We start from the raw sequence: 14,484 nt of genomic DNA, 5'->3' as shown, positions 1-14,484 counted from the left end.
CACCCGCCCCCGCCCCCTCCTTCGGCATGGTCCTGGCCCTGATCGTCACCCCGATCCTGCTGATCCTGGCCGGCACCCTCGGCCAGAACCTCCTCGCCGAGGGCTCCACCCTCCGCGCGATCCTCACCGTCCTCGGCGCCCCGATGGTCGCCCTGCTCATCGACGTGGCGCTGTGCGCCTACCTCCTCGGCGCCCGCCGCGGCTGGGACCGCACGCACATCGCGAACGTGATGGGCTCGGCCCTGCCGTCCGTCGCGATGGTGATCCTGGTGGCGGGCGCCGGCGGCGTCTTCGGCAAGGTGCTGGTGGCGAGCGGCATCGGCGACGCGATCGCCGACGTCCTGGACAGGACCGGTCTCCCGGCGCTCTTCCTGGCCTTCCTGACGGCGCTGACCCTGCGCGCGGCCCAGGGCTCGACGACGGTGGCCCTGATCACGACCGCGGGCATCCTCACCCCGCTCCTGGAACGCGCCGACCTCTCCACCGGCCAACTCTCCCTGGTCGCCCTGGCGATGGGCGCGGGCGGCCTCGCCGTCTCGCACATCAACGACGCCGGCTACTGGATGTTCACCAAGCTGGCCGGCCTGGACGTGGCGAGCGGCCTGCGCACCTGGACGGTCCTGACGACCACGATGGGCGTCATCGGCTTCGGCCTGACGGCAGCCCTGTGGCCGCTGGTGTAGCCGGGCCTCCAGCCGAGCCGGTCAGCGCACGCTGACGTCCAAGGCCCCAAGTCCCGCACGCCGTACGGCAATCGACCCGTACGGCGTGCGCAGCCGCAGCCACGCGCCGGACGAGAGCAACGCCAGATCTCCGGTGGCCCGCAGGAACCCGAGCGACTGGGCGGCGTGCACGGCCCGTACCGGCAGATGGGTGTTCCCGACGGTCCGGGACCAGATCTCCCGCCCGATCCGGTCGAGTTCGGCCCGCGTACGGCTCTCAGGCGCCAAGTCCTGCGTACGGGACCGGAATTCGGCGACACCTGCGCCGACCATCGCCCGCAGCGCGTCCGGCACCGGCAGCCCGGGCACCGGCCGCCACCCACCGCGCGGCGGAAGCACCCCGGCCCACGGCGGACCCGTCACCGCCCCCGGCACCACGGCCGTGGCGGCCGCTTCGTCGACGGACTCCAACAGCTCACCGGCGGACACGGTCACGTCGAGCGTGACGTCGAGCCCGTTCTCGTACGGCTTGCCGAGCCGCACCGCGCGGATCGCCAGCACCTCGAAGGACGGCGGCCGCCCGAAGACGGCGAGCGCGGTGCCGGCCGCCTGGAGGCGCACCGCTGCTCCACGGTCGTAGTGGAGCAGCCGGGAGAGGAAGGCCGCGAGATCCGCCGCCTCCCCTTCGTCGGCGAGGTGAAGCACCGTCATGCGGCGACGGCCTCCTCCTCGTCGTCATCCCGGTACCCCTCGAGGAACTCACGTTCCTCCCCGGTGATCCGGCGCGGCCGCTGTGTCTCGAAGTCGAACGGCACCACCACCGTCGAGGCCCGGACGTAGACGAGGTCGTCGTCCTTCACCTCGTACGTGATGGTGAAGGACGCCGCCCTGATCTCCGTGACCCACAGCTCGATGTCCACCGGCGCGTGCCGGTGCACCAACTGCCGCTTGTAGTCGATCTCATGGCGTGCCACCACGGACCCCTGCTGGAAATCCTTGTCCGGGCGGAACAGGAAGTCGATACGGGCTTCCTCCAGATACCGGAGGAAGAGCACGTTGTTGACGTGGCCGTACGCGTCCATGTCCGCCCAGCGCAGCGGGCAGTGGTAGGTATGCCGCAAGATCGATCAGCCCCGGGTCAACTTCTTGTAGGTGGCGCGGTGCGGACGCGCGGCGTCCGGGCCGAGCCGCTCGACCTTGTTCTTCTCGTACGACTCGAAGTTGCCCTCGAACCAGAACCACTTGGAGTCACCCTCGTAGGCGAGGATGTGCGTGGCCACTCGGTCCAGGAACCACCGGTCGTGGGAGACGACCACGGCCGCGCCCGGGAACTCGAGGAGCGCGTTCTCCAGCGAGGACAGGGTCTCGACGTCGAGGTCGTTCGTCGGCTCGTCGAGGAGCAGCAGGTTGCCGCCCTGCTTGAGGGTCAGCGCCAGGTTGAGGCGGTTGCGCTCACCACCGGAGAGGACGCCGGCCGGCTTCTGCTGGTCGGGGCCCTTGAACCCGAAGGCGGAGACGTAGGCGCGGGAGGGCATCTCGACCTGCCCGACATTGATGTAGTCGAGCTCGTCGCTCACGACCGCCCAAAGACTCTTCTTCGGGTCGATGTTCTCGCGGCTCTGGTCGACGTACGAGATCTTGACGGTGTCGCCGACCTTGATCGAACCGGAGTCCGGCGTCTCCAGACCCTGGATCATCTTGAAGAGGGTGGTCTTGCCGGCGCCGTTCGGGCCGATGACCCCGACGATGCCGTTACGCGGCAGCGTGAAGGAGAGGTCGTCGATGAGGACCTTGTCCCCGAAGGCCTTGCTGAGGTTGTTGATCTCGACGACGATGCTGCCCAGACGCGGGCCCGGCGGGATCTGGATCTCCTCGAAGTCCAGCTTCCGCATCTTGTCCGCCTCGGCGGCCATCTCCTCGTAACGGGACAGTCGCGCCTTGGACTTGGCCTGCCGGCCCTTGGCGTTGGACCGCACCCAGTCGAGCTCTTCCTTGAGCCGCTTGGCGCGCTTGGCGTCCTTCTGACCCTCGACCTTGAGGCGGGACTGCTTCTTCTCCAGGTACGTGGAGTAGTTGCCCTCGTACGGGTGGGCGCGGCCGCGGTCGAGCTCGAGGATCCACTCGGCGACGTTGTCGAGGAAGTACCGGTCGTGGGTCACGGCGACGACGGTGCCGGCGTACTTCGCGAGGTGCTGCTCCAGCCACTGCACGGACTCGGCGTCCAGGTGGTTGGTGGGCTCGTCGAGCAGCAGCAGGTCGGGAGCTTCGAGGAGCAGCTTGCAGAGCGCGACGCGACGGCGCTCACCACCGGAGAGGTTGGTGACGGCCCAGTCGCCGGGCGGGCAGCCCAGGGCGTCCATGGCCTGCTCCAGCTGCGTGTCCAGGTCCCACGCGTTGGCGTGGTCCAGGTCGTCCTGGAGCTTGCCCATCTCCTCCATGAGCGCGTCCGAGTAGTCGGTCGCCATCAGCTCGGCGACCTCGTTGAAGCGCTTGAGCTTGCCCATGATCTCGGCGGCGCCGTCCTGCACGTTCTCCAGCACGGTCTTGGACTCGTCGAGCGGCGGCTCCTGGAGCAGCATCCCGACGGAGTATCCGGGCGACAGGAAGGCATCACCGTTGGACGGCTGCTCCAGCCCGGCCATGATCTTGAGAACGGTGGACTTACCGGCACCGTTAGGACCGACCACACCGATCTTCGCGCCGGGCAGGAAGCTCAGCGTCACGTCGTCAAGGATCACCTTGTCGCCGTGCGCCTTACGCGTCTTGCGCATGGTGTAGATGTACTCAGCCAAGAGAAACCGTCCGGCAGCTTGAATTCTGGCAGTGGGCAGATACACCCCATCTTGCCTGACGTCCACCCTCGGGTGGTAACCCGTATGGGCGGGGGGCTGTGACCTGGGGTTCGCTGCGGGTGGCTGTAGCCCGACTGTCACTGTCGGTCGTCGTCGAGTGGCCTCGGGGGCGCTCGGGGGGCGTCGGACGGCCGGGGGACGGCCCAGGACCGGGCTCGCGTGCAGCAAGGTCGCAAACGGAGGGTGCCACGAGCCCTAATGCCGGACGCGGACGACGAGCTTGCCGGTGGCGCGGTCGTGCTCCATGTCGTCGTGGGCCTGCGGCACCTGCTCCAGGCCGTCGTAGACGCGGTCCACGGGGAAGGCCAGCCGGCCGGCCGCGACCGCGTCGAGGATCTCCTGGAAGGCCTCCCGAGGCAGGTCGGCGGCGTCGCCGAAGTAGCCCGCCAGGCGCACACCCCTCGGCAGGTACTCGTTCGGGGAGAAGTCCCGCACCGTCCACTGGTTGGAGAGGCTGCCGCCGAAGCAGGCCGTGCCGTGCACGCGCACCGCGCGCAGAGTGTCGGGCAGGGTCGGCGTGCCGACGAGATCAAGGGCGGCGTCGACACCGTCCGGGTACAGCTCGCGCACGGCGGGCGCGACCTCGCCGGTGTCGAGCAGGGGGTGGTCGACACCGCGCTCCTTCAGCAGAGCGAGGCGGCCGGCCCGCCGGGTGGTGGACAGCACCGTGGCGCCGCGCCAGCCGGCCAGCGCGGCGGCTGCCAGGCCCACCGAGGAGGTGCCGCCGCGGATCAGCACGGACTGACCAGGCTTCAGGTCCAAGCCGACGGTGAGCGAGCCGTAGGCGGTCTGCACCATCTCCGGCAGAGCGCCCAGCACCTCCCAGCGCAGGTCGGTGTCGACGGGGATGACCTGGGACAGCGGCACCGAGGTGTACTCGGCATAGCCGCCGTCGTAGGTGCGCCCCATGTCCCCCATCATCGCGACGACCTTCTGCCCGGGAGCCAGCCCGCTGCCGGCCGGGGCCGCGTCGACGGTACCGGCTGCCTCGATGCCCGGCACCCGGGGAAAGCTGACGCCCGCGCTCAGACCCAGCCGAAGCTTCAGCTCCGAGCGGTTGAGGCCGAACGCCTCGACGCGGATACGCACCCAGCCGTCTCTCTCGGGCGGGAGCGGGAGCGTGGTCAGCCGCAGGTTGTCCACGGGGCCGGGGGCGGAGAGCCGGACGGCGCGCATTGTGGTCGGCGAGGACGTCATGGGGCTGCCTTCTTCCCGTCGGCAGGAGAGTCGGTCGGCGGTGGTCAACGTGCGGCCGCTGCGGCTTCATTCCCGACTCGCCCCGGTTATCCGCCTGTTGAGATTCACTTCCACCCCTGGCGGAACCGGTCTCTCTGATCGTCGTCGTCCTGATTGTCGTCGTCGGCCCCTGTCCCGTATGAGTGATCCCATGGTGATGACCGAGGGCGCCGTGCGGGATCGGCTGGAGCGGGAGAGGAACGTCTGGCTGTGCACCGTCCGGGCGGACGGGTCTCCTCATGTGACGCCCGTCTGGTTCGTTTTTCTGCGAGGCAGTTGGTGGGTCGGGGCGGACGCGGACTCGGTCAAGGTCCGCAACATCGAGAAGTTCCCGCGGGTCTCCCTGGCGCTGGAGGACGGGCGGTATCCCGTCGTCGCCGAAGGGGAGGCAGTGCTGCACCGGCTGCCGTTCCCGAAGGACGTCACGGACGCCTTCGCCGTGAAGTACGCGTGGGACGTCTCCGCCCCGCACCGGCCGGGCGGAGACCGGGTTCTGCTGGAGATTCCCGTACGACACTGGCTGCTGGCGGGTGCGGCTCAGTAGCGACCCCCGGTCAGGAAGTCACCCCTGCTTCTCGCGGAAGACCACCGGCGCCGCGCCCCAGCAGGACAAGGGCGATGGCCACGCCCGCGATCACCGGTGTCGCGCTGGAGCCGCCACATTCCGGGCCCACCTGCTTGGCCCTCCTCCTGAGGCACGTGTACCGGTGGCGTCGCACCAGCCGCACGCCGTGCGCTCAGAGTGCGGTCAGATCGGCGTCACCTCAGCCGGCGCAACGCGAGCACCGCGTTGTGACCGCCGAAGCCGAAGGAATTGCTCAGGAGCAGGTCGCCGTCGTCGGGGAGCGGGCGGGGTGCGCCTGTCACCACGTCCAGGGGGATCGCGTCGTCCAGTTCGTCGCAACCGACGGTCGGGGGGATGACGCCGTGGTGCAGGGTGAGGGCTGCGGCGACGGCCTCGACTCCGCCTGCGGCGCCCTGGAGGTGGCCGAGGTGGCCCTTGAGGGCGGTTACGGGTACGGAGTGGTGGTCCAGGACCGTCCGGAGTGCTGCCGACTCCGCCAGGTCGCCGTCGGGCGTGGCGGTGGCGTGGGCGTTGACGTGGACGACGTCCGCCGCCTGGCCGCCGGCGTCCCGCAGTGCTCGGCGCAGGGCGAGGGCGATCCCGCTGCCCGTGGGGTCGGGGGCGGCCATGTGGTGGGCGTCGGCGGACAGGCCCCAGCCCGCGGCCTCGCAGTAGATGCGCGCGCCCCGGGCTCGCGCATGGTCCTCCGACTCCAGCACGAGTACGCCCGCGCCCTCCCCGTTGACGAAACCGTCCCGTGTCTTGGCGAACGGTCGTGACGGGGACCCCTCCCCCAGCCCCGCCGTGGACAGCGCCCGCATCGCGGCGAACGATGCCATGATCGCCGGCGTGACGACGGCTTCCGCGCCGCCCGCGAGGGCGATGTCGAGGTGGCCGTGGCGTATGCGGTCGATGGCCTGGCCGATGGCCTCGTGGCCTGAGGCGCACGCGCTGGTCACGGTTCGTGCCTCGCCGGTGATGTGGAGGTCGAGGGAGACCTGGGAGGCGGCCTGCGACGGCACCGTCATGGGTGTGGTGAGTGGTGAGACCGCGCGCGGTCCCTTCTCCCTCAGCTTGCGGTCGCCGCCCACGAGTACGGACGCGTCCCCGAGGATGGCTCCGAGGCTGACCCCCACGCGTTCCGGGTCGAGTCCGCTCTCCCGCGTCCCGCCGACCACGAAACCGGCGTCGGCCCAGGCCTCGCGCGCTGCCAGCACGCCGAACTGGGCGGCCCGGTTCATCCGTCGTGCGACTGGCCTGGGCAGCAGCTCGCCGGGATCCGCGGGGACGACCCCGGCGACCCGGACCGGCAGTCCGGCGAACTCCTCCCCCTCCAACTCCCTTATCCCGTGCCGCCCTTCGAGCAGCCCACGCCACAACTCGCCGACGCCGACCCCCAGCGGGGAGACGGCCCCCAGACCGGTGACGACGACTCGGCGCGCTCCGCCGACCGCGGCCGGATCAGCCGGGACGACCTCGGCGACGTCAACTGGGCAGGTGCGTATGGGGGCTTCTGAACCTTCGGAGGAACTGGGCATCGGCACACGCCTCCTGTGACCGGAAGGTCATGGTTGAACCGATAACCTTCCCGTTCGCGTGCACCCCACAAACGGCGGACCACGTACACCGGTTCACCAGTTGCAGCACCTGCGCGCGGCCCAGCTGGTCCCAGAGGTGGACCGCCCGGATCAGCCGGCCGTGGCCGACGTCCTCTGCAAGGTCCGCCGGGCCAGGAGCACGGCCGCCACCGTCACGACCCCCGCGGCTCCGGCCGAGCGGAAGCCGCCGGACGAGCGCCAGGACAGGGCCGACCAACGGGACTGGGCCGACAGGACCGAGCCAGTGCTCAGCCAGGAGCCGGCCGAGATCAGGGACAGGGCCGAGCCGATCGAGCCCGCGGAGAGGGCACTGCCGATCGAGCCGACGGACAGTGCGGAGCCCACGGAGCCGATGGACAGGACCGAGCCCACCGATCCGATCGACAGCACCGAGTCCTTGGACCACAGGGACAGGACGGAGCCGGAGGGGGTGTGCGAGGCGTGCAGTGCGGGCGACTTGGCCATACGGCCATTCTGCCCGGCCGGCCGAGCGGACGCCCCGGCAATCTCACACAGGCCTCCCGCCCCCGGCCCGCGAGGACACCCGGTCAGTCCCGCGAAGGACACCCGGCCAGTCCCGCAAAGGTCTCCCGGCGAGCCCTACGCGGAGCTCCCGCCCGGCCCCGCGCAGGCCCCTCGGCCGACCTCACGCAAGACTCCCGGGCGGCCCCGCGAAGAGCCCCCGATCATTCCCCCGATCAGCCCCGCGAAGCGTTCTCCTTCTTGCCCACAAGCACCAGCGCCGCCCCGCCCAGCAGTACCAGGGCGATGGCCACGCCCGCGATCATCGGCGTCGCGCCGGAGCCGCCGGTCTCGGCGAGGTTCACGTCGGTGGCGGTGCCGCCCACCGTGGCGGGGCTCGGCTCGCTGAGGGTCTGGGTCGCGTCACCCGTCTCGCTGCCCTGCGTCTGGCAGTCGAGCACGCCCGTGAAGCGCTTCTCGAAGCCGTCCGGCCCCGTGATCGTGAAGTCGTACGCCTGATCCTCCTGCAGGGGGATCGTCACCGTCCGGGACTCGCCCCCCGCGATGTCGTACTCGATGCCCATCAGCTCGAAGGTGAACTTCTCGTCGCCCTCGTTGGCCGCGGTGACGTCCACGCCGCCCTTGGCGCAGTTCCGCACCGCGGACAGCGCGGGTATCGCGCCCTGCTTCGCCCAGATCGCGCTCGCCGTCGCCGAGACCGTCGACTCGCTGGAGCCGGCCAGGATCTGGGTCTGGCTCCGGCTCTCGGACGCGAAGGCGCGGCCGACGGGCACGGTGGTCGAGGCCTGGACGGTGAGGTCGGCCGAGCCGGCCGCGGCGTCCTCGGGCACGTCGAAGAACAGTCGGCTGCCGTCGGTGGCGGAGGTGACGGGCTTGCCGGTCGTGTCGACGATCCGCACCCCGCTCGTGGCCGCGTCCGCCGGTGGCGTCACCGTCACGCCGGCCGCGTTGGTGTGCACCGTCACCGGGCCGAGCAGCCCGCCGGAGCGGCCGGAGACCGCGGGCGGGTCGAGCGTCAGCGAGGCCTCGGGCTCCGCCAGGTCACGGGCGTTCTTCTCCAGGTAGTCCGCGAGCTTCTCGGCCTGCGGGTCGACGGCGTCGACGTCCGCGTCGTCCGAGTAGCGCCAGATGGCCACCTGGGTGCCGGCCGCCGCGTCCTGCTCGGTGAGACCGCTCTTCACGCCGGCCTTGGCGGCGAGCGCCGCGAGGTCGTTGACCTGCGGGTAGGAGTTCTGCAGGATCCAGCGGATCCGGCCCGCGTCCTTGTTGGCGCCCAGCGAGGTGCTGCTCCACGCGGTCTCGTGGTACCTGGCGTCCCGTTGCGTGGGGTTGTGGAGGTCGACGCAGTACGTCTGCAGGGTGCCGCCGCCCTCGACGGACATCTCGAACAGCCCCGCCGACACCTCAAGGTCCCCGGAGGTGTCGTGTATGACGGCCGTGCCGTAGGTCTTCAGGCCGCCTATCGTCGCGGTCGCCCCGCCCTGGTTCTGCGACGTCCCGTCGTCGGCGGCGGCCGTACCGGCACCGGCCAGCACGCCGGCCGCGACGAGCCCGGACACCAGCGTCGCCGCGGCGACGCGGGCCGCCCCCGGCCTGCGCGCGAACAACGCAGAGAACGAAGAAAACACAGAACTCCCCTTTGCGCGGGACCCGTTGACGTGGGGCGACGGTCCCACCAGCAGAATCAGAAGCCACAAGAGCTACGTCCGGCATCCTAGGTAAGCGGCGCACCACGGCTCCCGGTGAGGACGTCGGGCAACCGATCCGACTCGGAATCGTTATCGCCAAGATCACCAACGAGCAGGGCTTATCGACAAATCCACCGGGGTCGTTCGGTACGCATTCGCCGATAAGCCGCAGTTCGGCCGGCTGACGTCATGTCACCGCGGCGGGTTCCGGCTCCCGTGGGGACGCCGTGCCGTCGACGGGGGTCTCCCAGTTCGGCTCGGGCTGCGAGGGCTCGCCGGCCGACGCCGTCCCGGTCTCCGGCCTCTGCCCCCGCCGGAAGACGGACGTGCCCCGTGCCATGTCATGGCCGATCGCCACCGCGTCGATGTCCGCCGAGGTCCAGCTCTGTCCCTCGCGCACATCGGAACGCACCTTCAGCCGGCCCTGGACCACGACGGGTTCCCCCACCGACAGCGACGCCGCCACATTGGTCGCGAGCTGTCGATTGGCCCACACCGTGAAGAAGTTGGTGTGCCCGTCCGTCCACACGTTCTTCTCGCGATCCAGGTAGCGCGCGGTCACCGCCATCCGGAAGCGGGCGGACGGTCCCGTCGCGAGATCCCGGTACACCGGCTGGGTCGCCACGTTGCCCACCACACTGATGATCGTCTCGTTCATCTCGATCCCCTCCCTCACCCGGCCCGCGAGGCCGGGCGGACATGCCTACGGGCCCGTCCCGTACGGCTGCGTCTGCCGCGGCGATCACGTTCCTCGCGATCGCCGCACCGCCAGACTGCCTCCGCCGGGCCGAGCCCGCTGAGCCCTGTGGACCACCGCCGGGCTGTGGAAAACTCCGCCACCCGGACGAGGGACGCGCCCCGAATCCCTCGGCCCCAGGCCCCGATCTCCAGCCCCGATTCACGTCACGCCGACGCCCACGACCCTCCCGTACTGCTCCCGCACCTCCCGGTACCGCAGCAGCTCCGCCGCCACCGGATCCAGCACCCGGGCCCGCCCGCACCCGGCCGCCGCCTCCCGCAGGCGCCGCTCCGCATCCACGCCGTACCGCCGCGCAGGACCCCGCGCCGCCATCCGACAGCTCCACTCGACGAGCGGGCCGCCGATGATGCCGACCACCATCAGCAGCACCGGAACCCCGAGGTTCGGCGACATGAACCCGATGATCTGGCCCACCAGCCACAGCCCGCCGACGACCTGGAGGATCGTCATGGATGCCTGCGCCAGCACGGCACCCGGCCACCAGCCGGGTCGCGGCGGCTTCCCCGGCGGCAGCCCCGCCCGGGCCGCCAGTTCGTCCAGCGCCTCGGGCAGGCCCTGGGATCCGCGTACGGCCGCCTCGCGCACCGCCTGCGCCCACGCCGCGGGCAGTCCGGCCGAGGCCCGGTCGGCCACCGTCCGCACCGCGTGCTCGACGCGCTGCCGGGCCGTCGCCTCCTCGTCCGCCTGGGAGCGCAACGGCAGCCGTCCCGTGGGGGATTCGAGCCGGTCCTGGTACCACCGCCACAGCCGCAGCCAGGGCGTCCCGCACGCGCGGTTGGCGTTGCGCAGCCAGGCGCGTTCGGCCGCCTCGCCCGCCGCGGTGGCGCCCACCGCATCGGCGAGCCGCGCGGCGAACTCGTCCCGCGCCTCCTCGCTGAGCCCGGTCCGCCGCCCCGTCGCGTAGACGGGCCGCAGCCGCCACGCGGCGGCATCCACGTCGGCCGCGATCCGACGCGCGGGCGCCCCGCGCTCGGCGACGAACTGGCCGAGCGCCTCCCGCAGTTCCCCCACCCCGTCCCCGGTGAGCGCGGACAGCGCGAGCACGGTCGCGCCCGGCTCGCCGTACTCCCCCAGCGCGATCCCGTCCTCGTCGAGCAGCCTCCGCAGGTCGTCGAGGACCTGGTCGGTGGCCTCCCCGGGCAGCCGGTCGATCTGGTTGAGGACGACGAACATGACCTCAGCGTGCCCCGCCATGGGCCGCAGATAGCGCTCGTGCAGGACGGCGTCGGCGTACTTCTCGGGGTCGACGACCCAGACGACCGCGTCGACGAGCGCGAGGATCCGGTCCACCTGCTCGCGGTGCTGCACGGCGGCCGAGTCGTGGTCGGGCAGGTCGATCAGGACCAACCCCCGCAGCTGCGCCTCCGCCTCGGCGCTCTGCAACGGGCGACGCCTGAGCCGGGGCGGGATGCCGAGCCGCTCGATGAGACTCGCCGCGCCGTCGCTCCAACTGCACGCGATCGGCGCGGCGGTGGTGGGCCGCCGTACGCCGGTCTCCGAGATGGGCACTCCGGCGAGCGAGTTGAACAGCTGCGACTTGCCGCTCCCCGTCGCGCCCGCGATGGCCACGACGGTGTGCTGCCCGGAGAGTCTGCGCCGGGCCGCCGCCTCGTCCAGGACCCGGCCGGCCTCGGCGAGCGTCCGGCTGTCGAGCCGGGTGCGCGAGAGCCCGATCAGCTCCCGCAGCGCGTCGAGGCGGGAGCGCAGGGGGCCGTCGTACGCCAGCGGGGCCGCGGTCTGCGGGCTGTGGGCCCGGGTCTCCACGACGGCGACGTGCTCGGCGGCGGTGGCCTCGGTGACGCGCCGCGCGATGAGCCCGTCGTCCCAGTCCGGACGGCCGGAGGAGGCCTCGTCGTCCTCCACGCACGCGTGCCCGCTGTTCGCGGGTTCGTCGGGCTCGGGCTCGGGCTCTTCAAGGGCTACGGCGTCGACGGCTTCCCCCTCGGTGGCCTCTGCGGCCTCTGCGGCCTCGGTTTCCGCCTCCTCCGAAACTGCCTCCGAAACGTCCTCCACAGGGACGGCGTTCCCTGCCTGCTCGTCCTCGGAAGCGGCGTGATCCGCGTGATCCGTGTGATCCGCATGCTCTGTGTGGTCCTGATCCGTGACGGCGGTCACCGGTCACCTCTCCTTCTGCAGTACGGACAGCGCGGCGATGAGTTCGGCCTGGGGTTCCGGGTGTACGTCGAGTGCATCGAGCGGGGCGAGACGGCGCTCGCGTTCGGTGTGCATGACGCGGTCCAGGTGGTCGGTGAGCAGCCGCCCGCCCCGGTCGCGCAGCCGCAGGGCGCCGTGTGCGCCGATCCGTTCGGCGAGCCCCTCGCCGGCCGAGCGCGCCCGGCGTCCGCCGAGCAGTGCGGTGGCGACGAGGGCGGCGACCACCTCGGGATCCGGGGCGACGCTCCGGTCGAGGTCGCGGACCTCTTCCTCGGCGTACTCCTCCAGCTCCCGCCGCCACCGCCGTACGGCGATCCCGATCCGGTGCTCGGGGCTCTCCAGGGACGGGTCACGGTCCGTCAGCTCCGGCGCGCCCGCCGCCGGTTCGCGCCGCCAGGACTCGTCGACGCGCTCGTCGGCGGCGGTGACCGCGCACAGCAGGAGCGCGCCCAGGCTCTCCACGAGCGCGTCGAGGAGCTCGGCGGCTGAGCAGTCGAGCGGGAAGGCGCGCCAGCGCTTCAGGGCGTCACCGGCGAGCACGGCACCGGCCTGCAGACGGCCCCGCACGCGCGCGTACTCGCTGTCGTACGCCCCGTCGACGGCGGCGGTGAGCCGCAGCGCTGCCGCGTACTGTGCGGCGGCGGCACTGGCCAGTTCGGGCATCCGGGCCTTGAGCGAGGCGAGGACACCGTGGGCCGTACGGGCGACGGCGTAGCCGCGGGCCGCGGGGTCCTGGGCCTGCTGGAGGAGCCAGGTCCGCAGCGACGCCACGGCGGTGAGCGGCAGGAGCCCGCCGCCCCAGGCCGACTCGGGCAGTTCCGGCACCGTGAAGCGGGGTACGTCGCCGAGTCCGGCCTTGGTGAGGAGCGCCGCGTACTGCCGCGACACCTCGGAGACGACCTGGTGCGGCACCCGGTCGAGCACCGTCACAAGCATGGCGTCGTACTCCTTGGCGGTGCGCAGGAGGTGCCAGGGGACGGCGTCGGCGTACCGGGCGGCCGTGGTGACCATGATCCAGATGTCGGCCGAGCACATCAGCTCGGCGGCGAGGACACGGTTGTCCGCGACGAGGGAGTCGACGTCGGGGGCGTCGAGGAGCGCGAGGCCCGGTGGCATGGTGTCGGCGGTCTCGATCCGCAGCACGCGCGCGGAGTCCTCGCCGGGCAGCAGGAGCTCGTCGCCCGGCTCCTGTTGCGGCACCCACACGCGCGTGAGGTCGGGCAGGACGCGCATGCCGCTGAACCAGTGATGGTCCTCCGGATGACAGACCAGCACGGGGGTCCGTGTCGTCGGCCGCAGTACGCCCGCCTCGCTCACCCGCCGCCCCACAAGGGAGTTGACGAGGGTCGACTTGCCGGCCCCGGTGGATCCTCCCACCACGGCCAGCAAGGGCGCTTCGGGCTGGCGCAACCGGGGCACCAAGTAGTCGTCGAGCTGGGCGAGCAGTTCGTCGCGGTTGGCACGCGCGCGTGGCGCCCCCGCCAGGGGCAGCGGGAAGCGTGCGGCGGCGACACGGTCGCGCAGGGCGGAGAGTGCGTCGAGCAGCTGAGGCCGTACGTCCAAGGTCACCACATGCGAAGAATGCCCAATTTTGGGGGAATTATGAAGCATATGAGCTTGTCTGCGCGCCGATAGGACACAACGGACGGAAGGGATGACTGGGACGGAGGCACAGTCCAGGCATAACGAGTGCACAACACCCGAGGCGTGAGCAGCCAAAAGCGGTGCACGATTCGTACCTGCCTGCGATTATCAGGACCGCTTCACTGAACCTCCACATCGAGCCACGGAGGCGAAGCAACAGGGACAAGGACCCGGGAGCCCTATCCTTGTCCCCGGCAACGTCACGGACCAGCCCACACCCGGGCACCCAAGACAGAGGCCACCACACCCGGCCCCCGTAGCTCAGTGGATAGAGCAGGCGCCTTCTAAGCGCTTGGCCGCAGGTTCGAGTCCTGCCGGGGGCGCATCGCTACTTTGCGTGTTTCCGCAGGTCAGGCACGGCATCCGAGCTACCGATGCCCCTTCCGATCACGCCACCCGTGCGGCTACGGCCCCAAAGTGCTGTCCAACCTGATTCGGCATCCCCGCAGGTAGACGCCTACGTCACGCTCCCTCTCGTGCCACGGAGCCGCCGCAGGTTCGAGTCATAGGGGTGAACTCCAGCAAGCACTTCCTCACGCACAGTGACGCCAGGTGGCCGAAACACCCGCCCAGCCCGGCGGTACGTCGGTCAAGTCTCGCGCTCTGGTAGAGGGGTGCCGCCTGCGTGACGGGCTCCCGGTCGGCTTCCCGACGGTGCTCGGCGACCCAGAGCACCACGCTGGTCGGGGATTTCAACCGCCGCAGCTTCCGTGGCGGCCGACGCGGCAGCCACCATTCCCCCAGGAAGGTCGCCGACATGACGTCCTCCGCGACGGACCAGTCGGCGGTCAACCGGAAGGCGTGGTCGTACACCGCACGCGCGTACGCGTCGAAGAGCGCGG

General features: G+C 71.3%; 12 protein-coding genes, 1 tRNA gene and 2 pseudogenes. 3 read left to right on the top strand and 12 right to left on the bottom strand.

Translation table 11 applies throughout. The features are described from left to right. Positions 1–683 (top strand): GntT/GntP/DsdX family permease (locus IG08_RS0146955; protein ID WP_030618881.1); only part of this gene is annotated, 683 nt, incomplete at its 5' end. Positions 684–704: 21 nt separating this feature from the next. Here the strand turns inward: IG08_RS0146955 and IG08_RS0146950 are convergent. The 4 genes from IG08_RS0146950 to IG08_RS0146935 form a co-directional block, all read right to left on the bottom strand. Beyond that, positions 705–1,373 carry a DUF8185 domain-containing protein gene (locus IG08_RS0146950; protein WP_030618878.1) on the bottom strand — a complete coding sequence of 223 codons (669 nt, stop codon included), beginning with the start codon at positions 1,371–1,373 and terminating at the stop codon, positions 705–707. Continuing rightward, complete coding sequence (locus tag IG08_RS0146945; RefSeq protein ID WP_030618875.1) at positions 1,370–1,783, bottom strand: acyl-CoA thioesterase; 414 nt, start codon at positions 1,781–1,783, stop codon at positions 1,370–1,372. Before IG08_RS0146945 ends, IG08_RS0146950 begins: the two co-directional genes overlap by 4 nt. 6 nt (positions 1,784–1,789) lie before the next feature. After that, a complete protein-coding gene (gene ettA, locus IG08_RS0146940; RefSeq protein ID WP_078656023.1) occupies positions 1,790–3,454 on the bottom strand; it encodes an energy-dependent translational throttle protein EttA in 1,665 nt (554 codons plus the stop codon). A 255-nt stretch (positions 3,455–3,709) separates the two neighbouring features. Next, positions 3,710–4,711 carry a zinc-binding dehydrogenase gene (locus tag IG08_RS0146935; RefSeq protein ID WP_030618871.1) on the bottom strand — a complete coding sequence of 334 codons (1,002 nt, stop codon included), beginning with the start codon at positions 4,709–4,711 and terminating at the stop codon, positions 3,710–3,712. A gap of 178 nt (positions 4,712–4,889) precedes the next feature. On the opposite strand from IG08_RS0146935, the gene IG08_RS0146930 reads away from it, so the two are divergent. Continuing rightward, positions 4,890–5,294 (top strand): pyridoxamine 5'-phosphate oxidase family protein, encoded by a 405-nt coding sequence (locus IG08_RS0146930; protein WP_043456971.1) that lies wholly within the window; start codon positions 4,890–4,892, stop codon positions 5,292–5,294. 10 nt (positions 5,295–5,304) lie between these two features. Here IG08_RS0146930 and IG08_RS63245 read toward each other — a convergent pair whose 3' ends face one another. The 7 genes and pseudogenes from IG08_RS63245 to IG08_RS0146900 form a co-directional block, all read right to left on the bottom strand. Next, positions 5,305–5,424, bottom strand: a complete 120-nt coding sequence (locus IG08_RS63245) for an LAETG motif-containing sortase-dependent surface protein (protein ID WP_390898666.1) — start codon at positions 5,422–5,424, stop codon at positions 5,305–5,307. 85 nt (positions 5,425–5,509) lie between these two features. After that, positions 5,510–6,766, bottom strand: a pseudogene (locus IG08_RS0146925) (beta-ketoacyl-[acyl-carrier-protein] synthase family protein); the annotation flags it as partial. A gap of 237 nt (positions 6,767–7,003) precedes the next feature. Next, entirely contained in the window at positions 7,004–7,378 is a 375-nt protein-coding gene (locus IG08_RS0146920; protein ID WP_030618862.1) for a hypothetical protein, read from the bottom strand. Between the two features lie 233 nt (positions 7,379–7,611). After that, positions 7,612–9,024: a Cys-Gln thioester bond-forming surface protein gene (locus IG08_RS0146915; protein ID WP_030618858.1), complete on the bottom strand. Its 1,413-nt coding sequence runs from the start codon at positions 9,022–9,024 to the stop codon at positions 7,612–7,614. A gap of 247 nt (positions 9,025–9,271) precedes the next feature. Continuing rightward, the gene (locus tag IG08_RS0146910; protein WP_030618856.1) at positions 9,272–9,742 is read right to left on the bottom strand and encodes a single-stranded DNA-binding protein; all 471 of its coding nucleotides are present in this window, start codon (positions 9,740–9,742) and stop codon (positions 9,272–9,274) included. 240 nt (positions 9,743–9,982) lie between these two features. Then, positions 9,983–11,959: a YfjP family GTPase gene (locus tag IG08_RS0146905; protein ID WP_030618853.1), complete on the bottom strand. Its 1,977-nt coding sequence runs from the start codon at positions 11,957–11,959 to the stop codon at positions 9,983–9,985. A 3-nt stretch (positions 11,960–11,962) separates the two neighbouring features. Then, entirely contained in the window at positions 11,963–13,570 is a 1,608-nt protein-coding gene (locus IG08_RS0146900; RefSeq protein WP_030618851.1) for a dynamin family protein, read from the bottom strand. Positions 13,571–13,892: 322 nt separating this feature from the next. On the opposite strand from IG08_RS0146900, the gene IG08_RS0146895 reads away from it, so the two are divergent. Then, a tRNA-Arg gene (locus IG08_RS0146895) sits at positions 13,893–13,965 on the top strand. 394 nt (positions 13,966–14,359) lie between these two features. Here the strand turns inward: IG08_RS0146895 and IG08_RS61940 are convergent. Continuing rightward, positions 14,360–14,479: pseudogene (locus IG08_RS61940) on the bottom strand (sigma factor); the annotation flags it as partial. Between the last annotated feature and the right edge of the window lie 5 nt (positions 14,480–14,484).

This window comes from Streptomyces fulvoviolaceus, from assembly GCF_000718165.1.
Taxonomy (GTDB): Bacteria; Actinomycetota; Actinomycetes; order Streptomycetales; family Streptomycetaceae; genus Streptomyces; species Streptomyces fulvoviolaceus.
This window is presented reverse-complemented; position numbering and strand designations above follow the sequence as displayed.